Origin of the sequence: Streptomyces sp. SID11385 (genome assembly GCF_010548245.1) — a bacterium.
GTDB lineage: Bacteria > Actinomycetota > Actinomycetes > Streptomycetales > Streptomycetaceae > Streptomyces.
Window position 1 is genome coordinate 1 of sequence record NZ_JAAGLR010000212.1, and the last position, 19,118, is coordinate 19,118.

The 19,118-nt window shown below is 73.5% G+C and carries 13 protein-coding genes; 3 read left to right on the forward strand and 10 right to left on the reverse strand.

Annotated features, from left to right (window positions below; genetic code table 11):
* The 3 genes from G3I42_RS06430 to G3I42_RS06440 form a co-directional block, all read right to left on the reverse strand.
* On the reverse strand, positions 1–1,277 hold a 1,277-nt coding region (locus G3I42_RS06430; protein ID WP_164283192.1), incomplete at its 3' end, for a HAMP domain-containing sensor histidine kinase.
* On the reverse strand, positions 1,274–1,981 hold the full coding sequence (locus tag G3I42_RS06435; protein ID WP_164283194.1) for a response regulator transcription factor: 708 nt from the start codon (positions 1,979–1,981) through the stop codon (positions 1,274–1,276). The genes G3I42_RS06430 and G3I42_RS06435, both read right to left, overlap by 4 nt.
* 59 nt (positions 1,982–2,040) lie before the next feature.
* Positions 2,041–2,406: a nuclear transport factor 2 family protein gene (locus G3I42_RS06440; RefSeq protein WP_164283196.1), complete on the reverse strand. Its 366-nt coding sequence runs from the start codon at positions 2,404–2,406 to the stop codon at positions 2,041–2,043.
* Positions 2,407–2,507: 101 nt separating this feature from the next.
* On the opposite strand from G3I42_RS06440, the gene G3I42_RS06445 reads away from it, so the two are divergent.
* The gene (locus G3I42_RS06445; RefSeq protein ID WP_164283198.1) at positions 2,508–3,437 is read left to right on the forward strand and encodes a LysR substrate-binding domain-containing protein; all 930 of its coding nucleotides are present in this window, start codon (positions 2,508–2,510) and stop codon (positions 3,435–3,437) included.
* Here G3I42_RS06445 and G3I42_RS06450 read toward each other — a convergent pair.
* From G3I42_RS06450 to G3I42_RS06465, 4 genes are all read right to left on the reverse strand, one after another.
* Positions 3,434–5,353: a ricin-type beta-trefoil lectin domain protein gene (locus G3I42_RS06450; protein WP_203606436.1), complete on the reverse strand. Its 1,920-nt coding sequence runs from the start codon at positions 5,351–5,353 to the stop codon at positions 3,434–3,436. The genes G3I42_RS06445 and G3I42_RS06450 overlap by 4 nt on opposite strands.
* 97 nt (positions 5,354–5,450) lie before the next feature.
* Positions 5,451–7,628, reverse strand: a complete 2,178-nt coding sequence (locus tag G3I42_RS06455; protein WP_203606437.1) for a ricin-type beta-trefoil lectin domain protein — start codon at positions 7,626–7,628, stop codon at positions 5,451–5,453.
* 294 nt (positions 7,629–7,922) lie between these two features.
* Positions 7,923–8,927, reverse strand: coding sequence for a LacI family DNA-binding transcriptional regulator (locus tag G3I42_RS06460; protein ID WP_164283200.1), 1,005 nt, complete (start codon positions 8,925–8,927; stop codon positions 7,923–7,925).
* Positions 8,928–9,146: 219 nt separating this feature from the next.
* Positions 9,147–10,466, reverse strand: coding sequence for a lysine N(6)-hydroxylase/L-ornithine N(5)-oxygenase family protein (locus G3I42_RS06465; RefSeq protein ID WP_164283202.1), 1,320 nt, complete (start codon positions 10,464–10,466; stop codon positions 9,147–9,149).
* A gap of 80 nt (positions 10,467–10,546) precedes the next feature.
* Here G3I42_RS06465 and G3I42_RS06470 point away from each other — a divergent pair, with 80 nt between their 5' ends.
* Positions 10,547–11,500 (forward strand): methionyl-tRNA formyltransferase, encoded by a 954-nt coding sequence (locus G3I42_RS06470; RefSeq protein WP_164283204.1) that lies wholly within the window; start codon positions 10,547–10,549, stop codon positions 11,498–11,500.
* On the opposite strand, the gene G3I42_RS06475 is transcribed toward G3I42_RS06470, so the two are convergent.
* The 3 genes from G3I42_RS06475 to G3I42_RS06485 form a co-directional block, all read right to left on the reverse strand.
* Complete coding sequence (locus tag G3I42_RS06475) at positions 11,479–12,459, reverse strand: ABC transporter ATP-binding protein (RefSeq protein WP_164283206.1); 981 nt, start codon at positions 12,457–12,459, stop codon at positions 11,479–11,481. The genes G3I42_RS06470 and G3I42_RS06475 overlap by 22 nt on opposite strands.
* 4 nt (positions 12,460–12,463) lie before the next feature.
* Entirely contained in the window at positions 12,464–13,504 is a 1,041-nt protein-coding gene (locus G3I42_RS06480; protein WP_164283217.1) for an iron chelate uptake ABC transporter family permease subunit, read from the reverse strand.
* 135 nt (positions 13,505–13,639) lie between these two features.
* Entirely contained in the window at positions 13,640–14,665 is a 1,026-nt protein-coding gene (locus tag G3I42_RS06485) for an iron ABC transporter permease (protein ID WP_343244469.1), read from the reverse strand.
* Between the two features lie 181 nt (positions 14,666–14,846).
* On the opposite strand from G3I42_RS06485, the gene G3I42_RS06490 reads away from it, so the two are divergent.
* A partial coding sequence (locus tag G3I42_RS06490; RefSeq protein ID WP_164283210.1) for a non-ribosomal peptide synthetase occupies positions 14,847–19,118 on the forward strand: 4,272 nt, incomplete at its 3' end.

Here is a 19,118-nt window from a genome sequence, read left to right on the forward strand (position 1 = left end):
GCGAGACCGAGCCCCGTCCCCTCGCCGTGCCCCGTACCGGCGCGGTAGAAGCGCTCGAAGACCCGGCGCGCGGCGGCCGGCGGCACGCCGGGACCCTCGTCGCCGACGCCGAGCACGACGCTCCCGCCCTGTCGCCGCACGGTGACGTGCGCGGCCGTCCCCCGCGGTGTGTGCCGGCGGACGTTGGCGAGCAGGTTGTCCACGACCCGGCGCAATTGCTCGGCGTCCCCGTCCACGAGGGCGCCGTCCTCGGCCTCCACGGTGAGCGGGCGTTCGGGGGCGACGACGCGGCCCGCCGCGACGGCCTCGCGCACGGTCACGGCGAGGTCCAGCCGCGTGTGCGCCCGGGCCGGCACGGCGTCGAGCCGGGCGAGCAGCAGCAGGTCGTCCACGAGACGCTGCATCCGCAGGGCCTCCGTCGTGATGCCCCGCATCGCGCGCTCACGGTGCGCGGGCTCGTCCAGCACGCCCTGGTGGTGCAGATCCGCGTAGCCGAGCACGGCCGTCACCGGGGTGCGCAGTTCGTGCGAGGCGTCCGCGACGAACCGGCGCAGCCGCTCCTGCGCCGCCCGCTGGCCGGCGAGCATCGCGTTCAGCGCCGCACCGAGCCGCCCCACCTCCGTGTCCTCGTCCGCCGGCGCGACGTCGCCGCTCGCCCGCCCGGAGGTGATGGCGTCGGCGTCAGCGGCCATGACCTCCAGCGGGCGCAGCCCGCGCCGCAGCACCACGAGGCCGGCCCCGCCGAGCAGGACCAGCACCCCGCCCGTGGCCGCCGCCTCCACCACGAGCAGACGGCGCAGGGTCTCCCGCACGTCCGTGAGCGGTACGGCGGCGACGAGCACGCCGCGCCCCACGACCCGCTGCGTCAGCACCCGGAACTCCGGCCCGCCCTCCCGCTCCGCGGGTGCGGTGACCGGTTCCCGCGTGCCCGGGCGGGGCAGCGGATCGGGCAGCCGTGGCGCGTCACCGGCCGTGCGCAGTCCCGGCGCCAGCTCGCGCACCGAGCCGTCGGGCCTGCGCAGTCGCAGGAAGAACTCCGAGGCGCCGAGGAGCCGTACGTCATTGCCCAGGGTCTGTCCCCGGGGTGCCTCGGTGAGCTGCTGGGAGACGCGCTGCCGGACCGCCCGCAGCGTGGTGTCCGTACGGTCCATGAGGTAGCCGCGCAGCGCCCCGTAGACGACGGCGTCGAGGACGAGCAGCGCGAGCGCGGCCGAGGCGAGCAGCGCGAGGAGCAGCCGTCCGCGCAGCGAGCGGGGCCGCGGCGGGCGCACTCTCACGGCGCGTCCGGCGCGCGCAGTGTGTAGCCGATGCCGCGCCGCGTCTCGATGAGCGAGGGTCGCGGGCCGTCGAGCTTGTGCCGCAGATAGGAGATGTACGTCTTCACCACACCCGGGTCACCGCCCTCCTGCCCCCACACGTGCTCCAGGAGTTGCCCGTGCGTCAGCACCCGGCCCTGGTGGGCCAGGAGGTGCCGCAGCAGCCGGTACTCGGTGGGGGAGAGGTCGACGAGCCGTCCGCCCCTGCGCACCTCGTACGTGGCGGTGTCGAGTTCGAGGTCCGCGCAGCTCAGCACCCGGGCCGCGGTGGGGGCCTCGCGGCGGCGCAGCACGGCCCGCACGCGGGCGGCGACCTCGGCGAGCCGGAACGGCTTGGTGATGTAGTCGTCGGCGCCGAGGTCGAGCCCGGCGACGATGTCCTCGGGGCTCTCCCGCGCGGTCAGGAAGACCACAGGGACCCGGCCGCCGCCCTCCCGCAGGCGGCGCACCACGGCGAAGCCGTCCAGGTCGGGTAGCACGACGTCGAGCAGGACGAGGTGGAAGCCGCCCTCCCGCGCCGCGGTCAGGGCGGCCCGTCCGGTCGTCGCCTCGGCCACCTCGTAGCCCAAGAAGCGCAGCGAGGTGGCCAGCACGTCGAGGATGGCCGGTTCGTCGTCCACCACGAGCAGCCGGGTGCCCGGGGATATGTCGTCCCGCACAGTCATGACAGCCATCCTGGCACCGCCCGGTGCCGGGCGGACCGTTCCTGCCCGCGTCCCGCCGCTCAGCCCGTCGGCCGCTGGAACTCCGGCTGGTCGATCACGCGCAGCCAGCTGCCGTCCGGCTGGCGCCGCACGACCTGGGCCCGCGCGCCCGCGCCGTCCTTCGGCGGGGTCGAGGTGAGTGCCAGGTCGCCGTGGACGAGGGTCGGCAGCGGCTCCTCCGGCGTGAAACGCGGTGCGGCGGCGAGCATCCTGCCGATCAGCTCGCGGATCGCCGCGCGCCCCACGGTGACGTTCCCCGGCGGGTACGCCATCACCGCGTCCTCCGCGTACAGCGCGGCGACCCCGTCCGCGTCGCCCGCGTTGGCGCGCTCCACGAAGAGCCGGGTCAGATCCTCCGGCCGCAGGGCCTTCTCGTACTCCGTCATGCTCGGTGCCTCCAGTTCGGGATTGTCCGCACGACGAGTCTCGGGCGCCGCCCGTTCAGAAGTCCAAGCAATGTTTTCGATCCGGCCTATCATCCACACTTATGGAGCTGCGTCACCTGCGGTACTTCCTCGCCGTCGCCGACGAGGGCGGATTCACGCGTGCCGCCGCGCGCCTGCACGTGAGCCAGCCCGGGATCAGCGCGCAGATAGCCCAGTTGGAGCGGGAGTTGGGCACGGTGCTCTTCGACCGTTCGGGGCGTGCGGTGCGGCTCACGGAGGCGGGCGAGGTGGTGCGGCGGCACGCGCGGCAGGTGCTCGCGGCGGAGCGCGGGCTGCGCGAGGCCGTCGACGAACTCCACGCGCTCGTCCGGGGCAGCCTCGTCGTCGGCATGATCATGGCGTGCACCGTCGAGCCGTTCTTCGCCGCGCTCGCCGCCTTCCACCGCGCCCACCCCGGGGTCGCGCTGCGCCTCGCCGAGGACGACTCGGACCGCCTCGCCGCGCACGTGCGCGAGGGCACGGTGGACCTCGCGCTGATCGGCGCCGCGCACCGTGCCCCCGAGGACCTTGCGGCGCGCGAGGTGGTGAACGAACCACTCGCCGTCGCCGTACCGCCCGGACATCCCCTGGCGGCACGGGACTCCGTGACGCTCGACGCGCTCCTCGCGCACCCGCTGCTGTGCCTGCCGCACGGCACGGGCATCCGCGCGAGCCTGGAGGCGGCGTGCGCGGAACGCGGTCTCGTCCCGGCCGTCGCGATGGAGGCGAACGCACCGGGGGCGGTCCTGCACCTCGCCGCGCGCGGCCTCGGAGCGGCCGTGCTCTCGGCCTCGATGGTGGAGGGCGCGCCGGAGCTGCGCGCGTTGCGGCTCGAAGGAACCTCGGTACGGGGGGTGTTGGCGCTCGTCACCCGCAAGGCGCCGCCCTCCCCGGCCCTCGCCGCGCTCCTCGCGCACTGCGAGAAAGCCTTCGGCACGGCCGGAGGCCCGCCGCACCCGCGACGGGCCCCCGGAGCGCGCGTGTCGCCCTAACCGTTCAGCGTCCACTTCTGGTTGGACGCGCCCGTGCATGTCCAGATCTGCGCTCTCGCGCCGTTCGCGGTCGAACGGTCGGTCACATCAAGGCACTTGTCCGCCGCCGTGTTCACCACGTCGTGGCTCGTCGCGTCGTACGTCCACCGCTGGGCGCCGGTGCCGTTGCAGTCGTAGAGCTGCACCTTCGCGCCGTCCGCCGTCGAACCCCCGGTCACGTCCAGGCACTTGCCGTTGGTCCTGACCGTGCCGTCGGTGCCGAGCGTCCAGCGCTGGTTGGCGGCCCCCGTGCACGACCAGGTCTGCACGGCCGAGCCGTTCGCCGTTCCCGAGGCGTCCAGGCACTTGCCGCCGAGCCCGGTGAGCGTCCCCGCGCGTTCGGTGCCGCCACCCGGGTTGCCGCTCTGCGTCCCGTCCCACGTGAAGGTCGCGGACGTCTTGCCGGGGAGCTGGTAAGTGAAGTGCTGGCCACCCCAGTTGACGGTGAAGGCGCGCGCCGACGACGACTCGTTGTAGGCGAGGAGCGCCTTCGAGCCGTCCGTGTTGCGCCATGCCACGTTCGGCACGTCACCGCTCGCCGTGGACGCGATGCGGCTCGCGCCCGGGTGCACGAACTTGGTGAGGTGGCCCATCGTGTAGTACTCGATGGTGTAGTCGACCTGACCGCTGCGCCCGTCCCCGTCGTGCACGGTGATCAGCCCGTCGCAGGTGCCGCAACCGCCGTTGTGGGGGCCTCTGTTCTGGTCGACGGCGAGGGACCACTTCGTCACCGACTTCGCCCAGTTGCGGGTGTAGTCGATGATGTTGCGCATGTCCTCGGTCTGCTGGTTGGCGATCCAGGTGCCGCCGGAGTGCTCGGTCTGGAAGGCGTCCAGTTGCGGGTACTTGTCGTGGATCTGCGACTGCTTGGTCACGTCGCCGCCGTAGCCGTGCCAGGCGATGCCGCCGAAGTTCGGGTGGCTGCGGACGGCCGCGTCGTCCACGGTGGGCGCCGCGTAGGCGTCGTACGTGTCCCAGTTCCAGTCGTGCGCGAGCACCTTCGTCTTCAGCCCGGCCGAGGCGAGCTTCGGCAGCAACTCGCCCTTCGTGAAGTAGGCGAGCCCGGAGCCGTTCCAGCTCATCGAGGGGTAACTGTCGCAGCACGTCGGCTCGTTCTGCGCGGTCACGTAGTCGATGGGCACCCCGGCGGCCTGGTACGCCTGGATGTACTTCACGAAGTAGTTCGCGTACGTCCCGTAGTTCTCGGCCTTGAGCCAGCCGCCGTTGAGCTGCCCGTTGTCCTTCATCCAGGCGGGCGCGGTCCATGGCGAAGCGACCGTGGTGAGCTGCGGGTTGAGGCGCTTGGCCTGCTGCGTGAGCGGCAGGACGCCCGCCTGGTCGTGGGCGATCGAGAACTTCGCGAGTGAGGCATCGGTCTGCCCGGCGGGCACGTCGTCGTACGTGTAGCCGAAGCGCGCGAGGTCGGAGCCGCCCATCGGGTTGCGCAGGAACGAGAGCCCGATGCCGTCCGTCGGCGAGAAGAGCTTCGTCATGGTCTGGTCGAGGGTGGCCTGCGAGAGCGCGCCGCTCTCCTTCATGAGGTAGGCGGCGGTGTCGGTGAAGGAGGCGCCGCCGCCCGTGAAGGTCTGGTAGCGCGTGTTCTCGTCCACGGAGACGGTCGTGCCGCTGTTCGCCGTACCGGACTGGAAGGCGAACGGGGCCTGTTGCTGGAGGCCGCGCGTGACGTGCCGGCCTCCCGAGTCGTCGGTCGTCGTGAGGTACGCGGTGACCTGCTCGCCCGCCGCGTGCACGGGCGCGGTCCCCGCCGCGCCGAGACCGGCGGCGGCGAGCGCGCCGGTCAGCAGGAGGCGGACGAGGCGGCGCGGGGAAGGGGCCGGGATGCCGGGAGCGGACCGGCGCCGGGGTCTGGGAGACATGCGGGTGCCCTCCGAGGTGGGGGTGGGGTGGGGATGGAGCGGCGGGGCGGCCTCGCCCGGGCGAGGCCGCCCCGCTCTCGTACGAACCGGGCGCTGTTTAGGGGTAGTTGGTCAGGTAGGCGACGTTGCTGCTCGGCGTCACCTTGGCGCCCGCGTCGTTGATGATGTGGTTGATGGTGCCCTTGCCGCCGAGGACGGTGGTCACCATGTCGTGGAAGCGGACGCCGCTCGTCCGCGGGACCTCGAAGGAGTGGTCCTCGACGACGGACGGGTTCACCTGGGCGTAGGCGTAGCTGCCCAGGCCCCACGCCTCGTGGCTCGTCACGCTGTTCGCGACCTTGTAGGCGGGGTAGCCCTGCGTCGAGCCGTTCGTCCAGGAGCCCTGGTCCGGCGGGTCGTAGGGCAGCTCGTTCTGGAAGAAGTACGTGCGTCCGCCGTTGCCGTTCCAGACGACCTGCGTCTTCTTGTAGTGCTCGACGAAGAGGCCGTAGGCGGTGACGTCCTGCCCGTTGACGACGAGGCCCGTGTCGGCGGTGTTGGTGTTCCAGCCGACCGTGCCGTCGTTGCCGTGGTCGGCGCGCCAGGCCCACGTGTGGTCGATGACCGTGTGGTCGCTGTTGACCACGAGGGAGGTGGTCGCCTTGCCGGGCGTCGCGCCGCCGATCCGCAGGAACACGTCGTTGAGGACGGTCGGGTTCGCGGCGTGGCTCGCGGAAGCGCCGCTCGGTCCGACCTCCATGAGGGTCTGCGAGGTGGTCGTGCCCGCGTCGATGAGCAGTCCGGCGACGCGGATGCCGTCCACGTCGGCCGTGGTGAGCGCGGTGATGCCGTTGTCGGGGACGAGTGTCGCGAGGCCCATGCCGAGGACGACCTGACCGGGCTTCGTCACCTTCAGCGTCTGGTTCAGGTGGTAGACGCCCGGCGTGACGAGCAGGTTCTTGCCGGCCGCGAGCGCCGCGTTCATGTCGGCGGCCGAGGCGCCCGGCTTGGCCACGTAGAAGTCGTCCAGGGACAGGTCCCTGCCGGTCTGCGTCTTGCCGTTCCAGGTGGTCGCCGCCGCGTTCGTCTGGAGGCCCGGCACGAAGACCTTCCAGTCGCCCGCGCCGGTCACGTGCAGGAAGGGCTTCTCGGCGTTGACCGGGGCGGCGCCGACCGTGGTGTACGTGGGGAAGTTCTGTGCGGGCGCGCCCTGGTCGCCGACGAAGACCATGTTCCAGTTCGAGCCGGACCACGAGCCCATCGTGGAGTTCTTGGTGAGGAACTGCTGCTGCGAGCCGGACTGGATCTGCCCGTCGATCCTGCTGTCCGAGATGAACCCGCCGCTGGACCAGCCGCCGTCGTCCAGCTTGAGGTTCCCGCGCACGTGCATCCGCCGGTACGGGGCGGCCTGCGAGACCGCCCAGCGGTCCGAGCCGCCCGTGGGGTTGACCGACATGTTGTCGGCCTCGCGCCAGAAGTTCTGCGTCGCGTTGCCCTGGAACCAGTCGGCCTCGGCGTGCACGGCCCCGTTGATCGTCACGTCGTCGGGGCTCATACCGAGCCCCGCTGCCTGCGTGTAGAAGCCGACGTTGACGTCCGCGCTGTACGTCCCCGGCTTGAAGAGGACCGCGTACCTCTGGCCGCCGAACTGGTTGCTCTGCTGCTGGTTGAAGATCGAGTTGAGGCGGGACTGGATCGTCGCGGCCGGCATTGACGGGTCGAAGACGACCACGTTGGGTCCGAGGTCCGGGTGCTTGCCGTTCGGCGGCGTCGTCGTGCCGCCCGCGTAGTCCCACTTCTGGTTCGGCGTCCCGGCGCAGTCCCAGATCTGGAGCGCGGCGCCGTTCGCGGTGCTGTTGTCCTTGATGTCGAGGCACTTCCCGGCGGCCTGGTTCACGAACTGCCCGCCCGCGTACTGCCACTTCTGCGAGGCGAGCGAGTCGTAGCACGTCCACAGGTGCGCCGCGGTGCCGTTGGCGGTGCCGCCGTTCACGAGGTCGAGACACTTGCCCTTGGCGGTGAGCGCGCCGTTGTCGTTCAGCGTCCAGGTCTGGTTGGGGCCGGGGGAACACGTCCACATCTGGGCCGGGGTGCCGTCGGCGGTCGAACCGTCCTTCACGTCCAGGCACTTGCCGTTGCCCTGGCTGACGATCGGCCCGGGCGTCGCCGCGCTCGCGGCGGTGCCGTTCACGGCGACGAGGGTCCCGGCCCCGAGCAGCACGACGGTCGCGGCCGTCGCGAGCGTCCTGGGACGCCGTCTCGGGCGGGTCCGGGGGCGGGTGCGGGCAGGAGGCATGCGGGTGTCCTTCCTGGGGCGGTGGGGGTGGGGAAGGAGGACCGGCCGGGGCACCGGCCGTGAAACATTTACATGAGTGGTGCGGACCGCTGCGTACAACCGGTGAAGTTAGAGGGGTGCCGGGGGAGCGTCAAGAGTAATGACGTGTACGCGCAAGGGAATTGAGGACAGCGCAGGTCAGTCGGGCGGCCTGGTTGCCGGGGCGGGCCGTGCGGCGTCCGTCCGGCCCGTTCCCGCGTGCAAGGGATGGAATCGGGAGGGGCGGTGAAGGCCCGTCCGCCGACGTTTCTTGTTTCAAACGCGACTTGACGCCGAAGGCGGCGCCGTCGAGTCCCGTACGACCAGCGGCGTCGCGAGTTCGACGTGCAGGGTGTCGACGGCGTGGCCCGCGACGAGGCGGACGAGGAGCGAGACCGCCATGCGGCCCATCTCCTCCAGCGGCTGGCGGACCGTGGTGAGCGCGGGCGTGATGCTCTGGCCCAGCTCGCTGTCGTCGAAGCCCGTGACCGAGAGATCCCCGGGAACCGTGAGGCCCGCCTCGCGCGCCGCGCGGATCGCGCCCGCCGCCGTCTTGTCGTTGAAGGCGACGAGCGCGGTCGGGCGGGGGGCACGGGAGAGGAGCAGCCGGGCCGCCGTGTGGCCCTCGTGGGTCGTGGGCTCGGCGATCTCGGCCAGGAGCGCCGGATCGGGCAGGAGCCCGCTCTCGCCGAGCGCGGCGGTGTGGCCCACGAGGCGGTTGCGGCTCGCGAGCCAGTCCCGCGGCCCGCCGATGAAGCCGATCCTGCGATGGCCGAGGCCGAGCAGGTGCCGTGTCACGCGCCGTGCCCCGGCCGCGTGCGCGGCGGACACGGAGGCGACCGTCTCGGGCAGTTCGGCACGCGGGTCCACCACGACGAGCGGGTAGCGGCGCGCGTGCAGCGCCTCCAGGTCGCGCGTCGAGCCGGGCGGCAGGACGAGCACGGCACCCGCGATCCCCTGCTGCCCGGGCAGCGCGAGCAGCGCCGAGGTGTCGTCCTGCGCGCTCTCGCCCGCGAGCACGAGGGCACGGCGGCCGTGCAGCGCCAGGGTCTCCACGACGGACGTGACGATCGTGCCGAAGTAGTCGGTCAGCGCGTACGGGCAGTACACGAGCACGGGCGGCGCGCCGCCCCGCGTCCGCGCGAACCCGCTCCCGAGCCGCTGCGCCGCCTCGCGCACCGCCCGCTGCGTCCCCTCCGAGACCCGCGTGCTCCCGTTGACCACACGCGACACCGTCGCGATCGAGACGCCCGCCTCGTCCGCGATGGCCCGGAACGTCACCCGCCCACCCGGCCGCCTGCCCATACGCCTCCCCGTTCGCCGAGGCCCACCCTCCGTCAGGGGCGGGGGAGGGGGCAAGGCGGGGCGGCGTGGAACCTCCTCGGGGCCGCGCGGAACCGCTCGGAACCGCTCGGGTTCTCATGGGCGCCGCACGGCATCGCGGCCACGGAACCCTGCGGGCTGCCACGCGCCCCCGGCGTGGCAGCCCGCCCCCGTACCTCAGACCGTCGCCGTCGCCTTCCGCCCGTCGAGGAGCGAGCGGTGGATCTCCTCCGCCCGGACCGCCACGGTGGACAGGAGGGTGCTCGTGAGGCCGTGGGTGTGTTCGGTGCCGCCCTGGAGGTAGATGCCGGCCGTGACCTCGGGGGCCGTCTCCACGCGGTGGTCGCGGTCCACGCGCAGCGCGTCGCCGTCGTCGCGCAGGCACAGCTTCGCCGCGTCGCCGAGGAGCGTGCCGAGGTCGCGCGGGCGGTAGCCGGTGGCGAGGACGAGGATGTCCGCGGCGAGCACCTCGCGCTCGCCCGTGGGCAGGAACTCCACCGTGACGTCCAGCGGGGCGCCCGGGGAAACCTCCCTGATCCGGGAGACGTTGAGGAAGCGCAGGCGCTCGCGCCCCGCGACCTTCTCGCGGTACGCGGTCGCGTAGAGCGACTCGATGAGGTCCATGTCGACGACCGAGTAGTTGGTCGAGCGGTGGTAGTCGAGCAGGGACTGCTTCACCTGGGAGGGCGCCGAGAAGTACACGTCCACCGCGTCGGGGTCGAAGACACGGTTCGCGAAGGGGCTGTCGTCGGCGGGCGTGTAGCCGTACTTGGCGAACACCGAGCAGACCTCGGCGTCCGGGAACGTACGGTGCAGGTAGTCGACCGACTCGGCCGCGCTCTGCCCCGCGCCGAGCACGACCGCGCGCCGCACCGGGGCGCCGGAGCGCGCCAGTTCCTCGGCGCGCGGGATCAACGCGCTGTTGTGCCAGACCCGTTCGCCCAGGCTCAGGCCCGGCGGCACGTGCGCCTCCAGGCCCAGTGCGACGCTGATGTTGCGCGCCCGGTGCGTCGTGCGCGCGCCCCCGGCGTCCCGGCTCGTGACGTCGAAGCACGTCACCTCGCCGTCGTCGGCGCGCACCGGGTCGACGGCCACGACCTCGCTCCCGTACGAGACCTGGTGCGCGACTCGTGCCGCCGCCCACTCGAAGTACTCGTGGAACTCCGCCCGCAGCGGGAAGAGCGTCTTCTGGTTCAGGAAGTCGATCAGCCGCCCTCGCTCGCGCAGGAAGCAGAGGAAGCTGTAGTCGCTGGTCGGATTGCGCAGCGTGACGAGGTCCTTGAGGAAGGACACCTGCATCGTCGCGTCGTCGATCAGCATCCCCCGGTGCCAGCCGAAGCGGGGCTGGCGCTCCAGGAACAGCGCGTCGAGGCGGTCGTCCGCCGCGAGGTGCGCGTTGTGTTCCTCAACGGCTATGGACAGAGCGAGATTCGACGGGCCGAAACCGATCCCGACAAGGTCGTGGACGGGCCCGGAACCCGTAACAGGTGCATTCACCTTTGCATCGCCTCCTCAGGCAACGCCATGTTAGATAAGGTAAGGCTTACCTAGCAATGCGGTCGTGAAGGGATGCACATATGCGGGTCGTCATGCTCGGCTACCAGACCTGGGGTCATCGCACGCTGCGGGCGCTGCTCGACTCCGGGCACGAGGTGGCGCTCGTCGTCACGCACCCGAAGAGCGAGCACGCCTACGAGAAGATCTGGGACGACAACGTCGCCGAACTGGCGGAGAAGAACGGCGTGCCCGTCCTGCTGCGCAACCGGCCCGACGACGACGAACTCCTCGACGCCGTACGGGAGGCGCGCCCGGACATCATCGTCGCCAACAACTGGCGCACGTGGCTGCCGCCCGAGCTGTTCGACCTGCCCCCGCACGGCACCCTCAACATCCACGACTCGCTGCTCCCGGCCTACGCGGGCTTCTCGCCGATCATCTGGGCGCTCATCAACGGCGAGGAGCGCGTCGGCGTCACGGCCCACCGCATGAACGCCGAACTCGACGCGGGCGACGTGCTCGTGCAGCGCTCGGTCCCGGTCGGGCCCACCGACACGGCGACGGACCTCTTCCACCGCACGGTCGACCTCATCGAGCCCCTCGTGCGCGAATCGCTCGACCTCATCGCCTCCGGACGTGACGCGGGTCAGTGGGTGCCGCAGGACCGTTCCCGCGCGAGCTTCTTCCACAAGCGCGCGGACGAGGACAGCCGCATCGACTTCCACTGGCCGGCCGAGCGCCTGGAACGCCTGATACGGGCCCAGTCGGACCCGTACCCGAACGCCTACGCCTTCCACCGGGGCAAGCGCCTGCGCATCGTCTCCGCGGGCGTCTCCGAGGGCCGCTACGGCGGCACCCCGGGCCGGATCTTCATCCGCGAGGGCGACGGCGTGGTGGTCGTCGCGGGGCCCGAGGCGCACACGGGGCGGCACCCCGGGCTGCTCGTGCGGCGGGTGCGGACGGAGGACGGCACGGAGTACGCCGCGCGGGACTACTTCCGCACGATGGGCGGTTACTTGACCTCGCGGCCCTGAGACGCGGCGGTCCCGGCGGGCACGGGCACGGGCACGGGGACCGGGGCCGGGGCCACCAGGGCGTCCCGGCCCGTCTCGTCCTCGTCCCGGCCCGTGCCGTCGCCGCTCGGCCCCGTGCCGTCCCCGCCCCGCCCCGCCGGCCCTTCGGCCGCCGTGTGGTGCCTGCTCAGCGGGATGACCAGCGGGGTGCGGCTGACCGGGTCCGTCGTGATGCGGCAGCGCAGCCCGAAGACGTCCTCCACGATCGCCTCCGTGACGACCTCGGCGGGCGCGCCCTGCGCGACGATCCGGCCGGCCTTCATCGCGATGACGTGATCGGCGTACCGGCACGCCTGGTCGAGGTCGTGCAGGACCATCACGATCGTGCGGCCCTCGCGCCTGTTGAGGTCCGTGACGAGATCGAGGACGTCGACCTGGTGGGCGAGGTCGAGGTACGTCGTGGGCTCGTCCAGGAGCAGGACGGGGGTGCCCTGCGCGACGGCCATCGCGATCCACGCGCGCTGCCGCTGGCCGCCCGACAGCTCGTCCACGGCGCGGTCGGCCAGCTCGGTGAGCCCGGTCGCCGCGAGCGCCGCGTCCACCGCCTCCTCGTCCGCCTTCGACCACTGCCGCCACCACGTCTGGTGCGGCGCCCGGCCCCGGCCCACGAGGTCCCCGACGGTGAGGCCCTCGGGCGCGACGGGGGACTGCGGCAGGATGCCGAGCTTGCGGGCGAGCTCCCTCGTGGGCACCGAGTGCAGTGCCGCGCCGTCGAGTTCGACGACGCCCTCGCGCGGGGCGAGGAGACGGGCGAGGGCGCGCAGCAGCGTGGACTTGCCGCAGGCGTTGGCGCCCACGATGGCCGTGACCCGGCCCGTCGGCACGGTGAGGTCGAGATCGGTGACGACCGGGCGGCCGTCGTAGGCGAGGTGCAGGCCCCGGGCGCGCAGCTCGGGTCCCTTCTGCTCGGTGAGCGACATGGGTTCAGCCTCCAGAGCCGGCGCGGTTGACGCGGATGAGCAGCCACAGCAGGACGGGGGCGCCGAGGGCGCCGGTGACGACCCCGACCGGCAGCTCGGTCCCCGGGATCGCCTCGCGCGCGAGGAGATCGGCGCCGAGGACGACGAAGGCGCCGGTGAGACCGGAGACGAGCGGGGGCGGTGCCGAGGTGCCCGCGAGCCGCAGGGCGATCTGCGGGCAGGCGAGCGCGACGAAGGCGACCGGGCCGGCCGCCGCCGTACCGAAGGCGACGAGGCCGACGCCGGTCAGGAGCAGCGCGAGCCGCACCGGTTGCACGGGGGTGCCGAGCCCGGCGGCGACGTCGTCGCCGAGCTGGAGCGTGCGCATCCAGCGGCCGAGGCCGAGCGAGAGCGGCAGCAGCACGACGAGGGCGATCGCGAGCGTGTCGACCTGGCCCCACGTACGGCCGTTGAGGTTGCCGACGAGCCAGCCGAGCGCGGCCTGCGCCTCGAAGCGGTTGCCGCGCGCGACGAGGAAGTCCGTCGCGCTCGTGCAGATCCAGGAGACGCCGATGCCGACGAGGATGATGCGGTAGCCGGTCGCCCCGCCCTTCCACGCCAGCGCGTAGACGAGGAGCGCGGTCGCGAGCGCGCCGAGCAGGCCGAGCGTCGAGAGCCCGAGGCCGCCGGTCCAGCCGAGGACGACGGCGGCGACGACGGCGGTGCCCGCGCCCTCGGTCAGGCCGATCATGTCGGGGCTCGCGAGGGGATTGCGCGTCATCGTCTGGAAGACGGCGCCGGAGACGCCGAAGGCGAGCCCGACGAGGAGGCCGGTGAGCGCGCGCGGCAGGCGCAACTCCCGCACGATGCTGAGCGTTCCCTCGTCGCCCGCGCCGAACAGGGCCTTGACGACCCCGGTGAGGCTCACGGGGTAGTCGCCGAGCGCGAGCCCCCAGCAGAAGAGCGCGAACGTGCCGACGGCGAGGGCGAGTCCGGTGAGCAGCAGGCGGGGGCGCAGGACGCCGGAGACCGGGGGAGTGCGCAGCCGGAAGGGGCGGTCGCGCAGGAAGGGGCGCTTCGCGGCGGCCGTCGCGGGGGCGGTGGTCCCGGGGGCGGTCTTCCCGGGGGCGGTCGTCCCGGACGCGGGGGACGAGGACGCGACGGACGAGGACGCGGCGTGCGGGGGCGGGGCGGACACGGGCTATACCTCCGCGAGCTTCCGGCGGCGGACCAGGGCGATGAAGAACGGCCCGCCGATGAAGGCGACGAGTACCCCGGCCTGTATCTCCGAGGGCCGGTCCACCATCCGTCCCACGATGTCGGCGGACAGGAGCAGGACGGGGGCGAGCGCTGCCGACAGCGGGAGCAGCCACCGGTGGTCGGGCCCGATCCCGGCCCACTGCGCGAGGACCCGCGCGAGGTGCGGGACGACGAGGCCGAGGAAGACCACCGGGCCGATGACGGCGACCGAGGCGCCGGTGAGCAGGACGATCGCGGTCACCCCCTGGAGCCGTACGAGACCGAGCCGGCGGCCGAGCGAGGCGGCCACCTCGTCGCCGAGCGCGAGGCTGTTGAGCGCGGGAGCGCACGCGAGGGCGAGCAGCGCGCCGACCGCGAGGAACGGCAGGACGCGCGTCAGGTCGCCCGCGTCGCGGTCGGCGAGCGTGCCCGCCGACCAGAAGCGGTAGCGGTCCAGGGCGTCCTCGTCGGTGAGCACGACGGCGCTCGTGAGCGAGGAGAGCAGCGAGGTGACGGCGACCCCGGCGAGGGCCAGCTTGACCGGGGTCGCCCCCGATCGTCCCAGGCGCCCGAGGAGGAAGACCACGACGCTGGCGACGAGGGCGCCGCCGAAGGCGAACCACACGTAGCCGTACAGCGACGCGACCCCGAAGACGGCGACCGAGACGACGATCGCGAACGAGGCGCCCGCGCTCACCCCGAGAATCCCGGGGTCGGCGAGCGGATTGCGGGTCAGGGCCTGCATGAGCGCGCCCGCCATGCCGAGCGCCGCGCCCGTCGTGAGGCCGAGCAGGGTGCGGGGCACGCGCACCGACCAGATCACGTTGTCCGTGAGCCGGTCCGGGGGCTGCCCGAAGAGGGTGCGCACGACGTCGCCGAGCGGGATGCTCAGCGCCCCGAGCGCCACGGAGAGCAGGGACAGGACCACGAGCAGGGCGACAAGGAGTGCCACCAGAGCCGTGGTGCGACGTCTTCCGCCTGAGGTCACGTGCCGGTCTCCATGCCGTAGTTCCCCTTGTCCGAGGGCAGGTTAGGCAAGCGTAACCTCAGCCGCCGGAAGTGCGCCGTCGCCCTGATGCCCTATCGGGTTAGGCAACCCTTACCTTACTATGCGGGTGATCGCGGTTCCGCAGGGGCCGCTCCGTACCGATCGGGAGGCGGGCACAGCTGTGTCGGGCACCACGCGTCACACCGCGCACACCACGGCTTCGGCTCACTGGACGGCGGCCTTCGCCGACGAGGTCCCCCACGTCGCACTGCCCCAGGACTTCCCGCACCCGCGCGAGAGCGGCCCGCGCGCGAGCCGCGCCCGGGCCCTGGAGGCGGGCGGTACGGACGAGCCGACCCGCCTCGCCGCCTTCGTCGCCCTGCTCCACCGGTACGGGGGCGGCGCCGAGGACCTGACGCTCGCGTACGAGGGGCTGCCGCTGCGCCTCACCCTCCACGCGGCCCTGACCTTCGCCGAGTTGCGCGACCACGTCGCCGAAGTGCGCGCGCGGGCCGAGGCGCACCGGCTGCCCACCGCCGAACTCCTCGCCCTGCTCGCCCCCGAGACGGGCCGCGGCGGCACCGTGCTGTGCGCCACCGGGTTCGGCCCCGCCGCGTGGGACGAGGGCGGCCCGCTCGACCTCGCCCTCACCGTGACGGACGAGGAGGTCCGCGCCGAGTACGCCGCCGCGCTCTTCACGCCCGCCACCGCCGACCGCGTCCTCGGCCACTACGCGACCCTCCTCGCCGACGCGAGCGCCCGCCCGGACACCCCGCTCGCCGCCCTCGCGCTCCTCGACGAGGCCGAGCGCCACCGCGTCCTCGTCGAGTGGAACGACACCGCCCACGACGTGCCCGCGCTCACCTGGCCGCGCCTGTTCGCCGCGCAAGTCGCCGCGCGCCCCGATGAGATCGCCCTCGTCCACGAGGACGAACAGCTCACCTACGCGGAACTCGACGCCCGCGCGGCACGCCTCGCCCACGCCCTCGTGGCCCGGGGCGCGGGCCCCGAACGGGTCGTCGCCCTCGCCGTACCGCGCTCGGCGGACATGATCGTCGCCGAGGTCGCGGTGCTGAAGGCGGGCGCCGCGTACCTGCCCGTCGACACCGACTACCCGGCGGACCGCGTCGCGTACATGCTCGAAGACGCCGAGCCGGTGTGCCTCGTCACGACGGCCGACGTGCTGCCCGACCTGCCTCCCGGCACCGTGGGCACCCTCGTGCTCGACGCCCCGGAGACCGTCGCCGAACTCGCCGCGCACCCCGCGCACGACCCGGCCTCCGCCGCCGGGCCCACCGTCGCGCACGCCGCCTACGTCATCTACACCTCCGGTTCGACCGGGCGCCCCAAGGGGGTCGTCCTCTCGCACGGCGGGGTCGCGAAGCTCCTCGCGACGCAGCGCGAACGCTTCGGGATCGGGCCGCACAGCCGCGTCCTCCAATTCGCCTCGCCCAGCTTCGACGTGGCCTTCTGGGACCTGTGCCTCGGCCTGCTCTCCGGCGGCCGGCTCGTCGTCGTCCCCGCCGACCGCCGCGTGCCCGGGGCACCGCTCGCCGACTACGCGCACGCGCACGGCATCACCTTCATGATCCTGCCGCCCGCGCTCCTCGCCGCGATGCCCGAGGACGTCGAACTCCCGCCCACCGCCACGCTCCTGGCGGGCACCGAGCGCGTCTCGCCCGAACTCGTGGGGCGTTACGCGCGCGGCCGGATGATGTTCAACGCCTACGGCCCCACCGAGGCGACGACCAACTCGACCCTCGGCCTGTGCGACCCGGACACGCCCGCGGGCACGATCGTGCCCATCGGCGTCCCCGACCCGGGCACCCGCGCCTACGTCCTGGACGCCGCGCTGCGCCCCGTGCCCGCCGGTGTCGTGGGCGAGTTGTACCTCGGCGGCGCCGGGCTCGCGCGCGGCTACCTCGGCCGCCCCGCGCTCACCGCCGAACGCTTCATCGCCGACCCCTTCGGCGCCCCCGGCGAACGCCTCTACCGCACCGGTGACCTGGTGCGCTGGAAGGCGGACGGACGCCTGGAGTTCCACGGCCGCGCCGACAGCCAGACGAAGATCCGGGGCTTCCGCATCGAGCCCAGCGAGATCGAGTCGGTGCTCCGCGCCCACCCCGCCGTCGGCCAGGCCGCCGTCGTCGTCCGCGAGGACCGCCCCGGCGAGCGCCGCCTCGCCGCGTACGTCGTCCCCTCGCTCGCGGCGGAGGCGCACGAGTCCGTCGCCGAGTGGAAGGACGTCCACGAACTCCTGTACTCCGCCGCCGGATCGGACGGCTTCGAGGAGAACTTCGCAGGCTGGAACAGCATGTACGACGGCAAGCCGCTGCCACTCGCCGACCTGCGCGAATGGCGGGACGCGACCGTCGCCCGCATCCAGGAGCTGCGTCCCCGCCGGGTGCTGGAGATCGGCGTGGGCAGCGGGCTGCTCCTCTCCCGCCTCGCGCCCGGCTGCGCCGAGTACTGGGGCACGGACCTCTCCGAGGAGGCGGTACGGGCCCTGCGCGCCCAGGTCGACGCAGTGCCCGCGCTCGCGGGCAGGGTCCGGCTCGACGCCCGGCCCGCGCACGAGCTGGGCGGGCTGCCCGAGGGCCACTTCGACACGATCGTCGTCAACTCCGTCGTCCAGTACTTCCCCGACGCCGACTACCTGACAGGCGTGCTCCGTTCGGCCGCGGCCCTCCTCGCCCCCGGTGGCGCCCTCTTCGTCGGCGACGTCCGCAACCTGCGCCTGCACCGCACCCTCGCCGCCGCCGTCGAAGCGGGCCGCACGCCCGCCGACGACAAGGAGGCGCTGCGCGCCGCCGTCGACCGCGCCGTGGCCTGGGAGGGCGAACTCCTCCTCGACCCCGACTACTTCGCGGCGCTCGACGGCTTCACCGCCGACATACGCCTCAAGCGCGGCACCCACCACAACGAGCTGACACGCTACCGCTACGACGTCGTCCTCAGGCCCGGCGCCGTCGCGTCCCCCGCCGTCCCCGAGACGCTGCCCTGGTCCGCGCTCGGCACCCCCGAAGCCCTCGGCGCGGCCCTCGCCGCCCGCACCACGCCCCTGCGCGTCACCGGCATCCCCAACGCGCGCCTCGCGCCCGACCTCGCCGCGCTCGGCAGGCTCGACGGCAGCAGCCGCACGGGCGGCCCCGGCATCGACCCCGAGACCCTCCACGAGACCGCGACCCGCCACGGCCACCGCGCCGCCCTCACCTGGGCGGCGGACGCGGAGGACGGCAGCGTGGACGCGGTGTTCGCGGCGGGGACGGCCGAAGACGGCGCGCCCGGCGGGCAGTTCACGGAACCCGGGGACATCCCCCTGCCCGTCACGGAGCCCCCGACCGGCCCGCTCTACCTCCCCGGCCGCCCCCACCCGCACGCCAACCGCCCCGCCCCCTTCCGCAACGTCACCGCGCTCATGACCGCGCTCCGCGCCCACGCCGCCGAGGCCCTGCCCGCCTCCATGGTGCCCGCGGCGTTCGTCCCCCTCGACCGCCTCCCCGTCACCCCGAGCGGCAAGCTCGACGCCGCCGCGCTGCCCGTCCCCGACTACGGGCTCCTCAGCACCGGCCGCGCGCCGCGCACCGCGCGCGAGCGCCTTCTGTGCCGCCTGTACGCGGAGACGCTCGGCGTCGCCTCGGTCACCGCCGACGACGACTTCTTCGCGCTCGGCGGGGACAGCATCGTCGCCATCCAGCTCCTCGTCCGCGCCCGCCGCGCCGGGCTCGAACTGACACCGCGCGACGTCTTCCGGCACCGTACGGCCGCACAGCTCGCCACCGCCGCCCGCACCGCCCCCGGCACCTCGCAGGACCCCGGGGACCTGCCCTGGGACCCGCCGGCCCCGGACGAACTCGCCGCACTCCAGCACCCCGGCCCGCTGGACATCGCCGAGGTACTGCCGCTCGGCCCGCTCCAGGAGGGCTTCTACTTCCACGCCGTGCTCGACGGCGCCGCGCACGACGCCTACGTCGTCCAGCAGGTCATCGACCTCGCGGGCCCCGTCGACGCGCGCCTCCTGCACCATGCGGCGCAGCGCCTCATCGACCGCCACGCCCCGCTGCGCGCCTGCTTCCGCCCGCTTCCGGACGGCCGCCCCGCGCAGGTGATCGCGACCGGCCTCGACCTCCCGTGGAGCGAGACCGACCTCACCGGGCAGGACCCGGCCCTCGCCGACTCCGTCGCCGCCGCCGAACGCGCCCACCGCTTCGACCTCGCCCGCCCGCCGCTCCTTCGCTGCGCCCTGATCCGCCTCGACGACACGCACAGCCAACTGGTGCTCACCTTCCACCACATCGTCGCCGACGGCTGGTCGCTGCCCGTCCTGCACCGCGAACTCCTCGCGCTGTACGGGCAGGAGCCCGCGCCGCTGCCCGAAGTCGCCCCGTACCGCGCCCACCTGGCCCACCTCGCGCGCGCCGACCGCGAGGCCGCGCGCGAGGCGTGGCGCGCC

Excerpts from the sequence above, each read along its gene's own strand:
- G3I42_RS06475 (WP_164283206.1), bottom strand. The coding sequence starts at position 12,459 with ATGTCGCTCACCGAGCAGAAGGGACCCGAGCTGCGCGCCCGGGGCCTG.
- G3I42_RS06445 (WP_164283198.1), top strand. The coding sequence starts at position 2,508 with ATGGAGCTGCGTCACCTGCGGTACTTCCTCGCCGTCGCCGACGAGGGC.
- G3I42_RS06450 (WP_203606436.1), bottom strand. The coding sequence starts at position 5,353 with ATGTCTCCCAGACCCCGGCGCCGGTCCGCTCCCGGCATCCCGGCCCCT.
- G3I42_RS06470 (WP_164283204.1), top strand. The coding sequence starts at position 10,547 with ATGCGGGTCGTCATGCTCGGCTACCAGACCTGGGGTCATCGCACGCTG.
- G3I42_RS06440 (WP_164283196.1), bottom strand. The coding sequence starts at position 2,406 with ATGACGGAGTACGAGAAGGCCCTGCGGCCGGAGGATCTGACCCGGCTC.
- G3I42_RS06435 (WP_164283194.1), bottom strand. The coding sequence starts at position 1,981 with ATGACTGTGCGGGACGACATATCCCCGGGCACCCGGCTGCTCGTGGTG.
- G3I42_RS06455 (WP_203606437.1), bottom strand. The coding sequence starts at position 7,628 with ATGCCTCCTGCCCGCACCCGCCCCCGGACCCGCCCGAGACGGCGTCCC.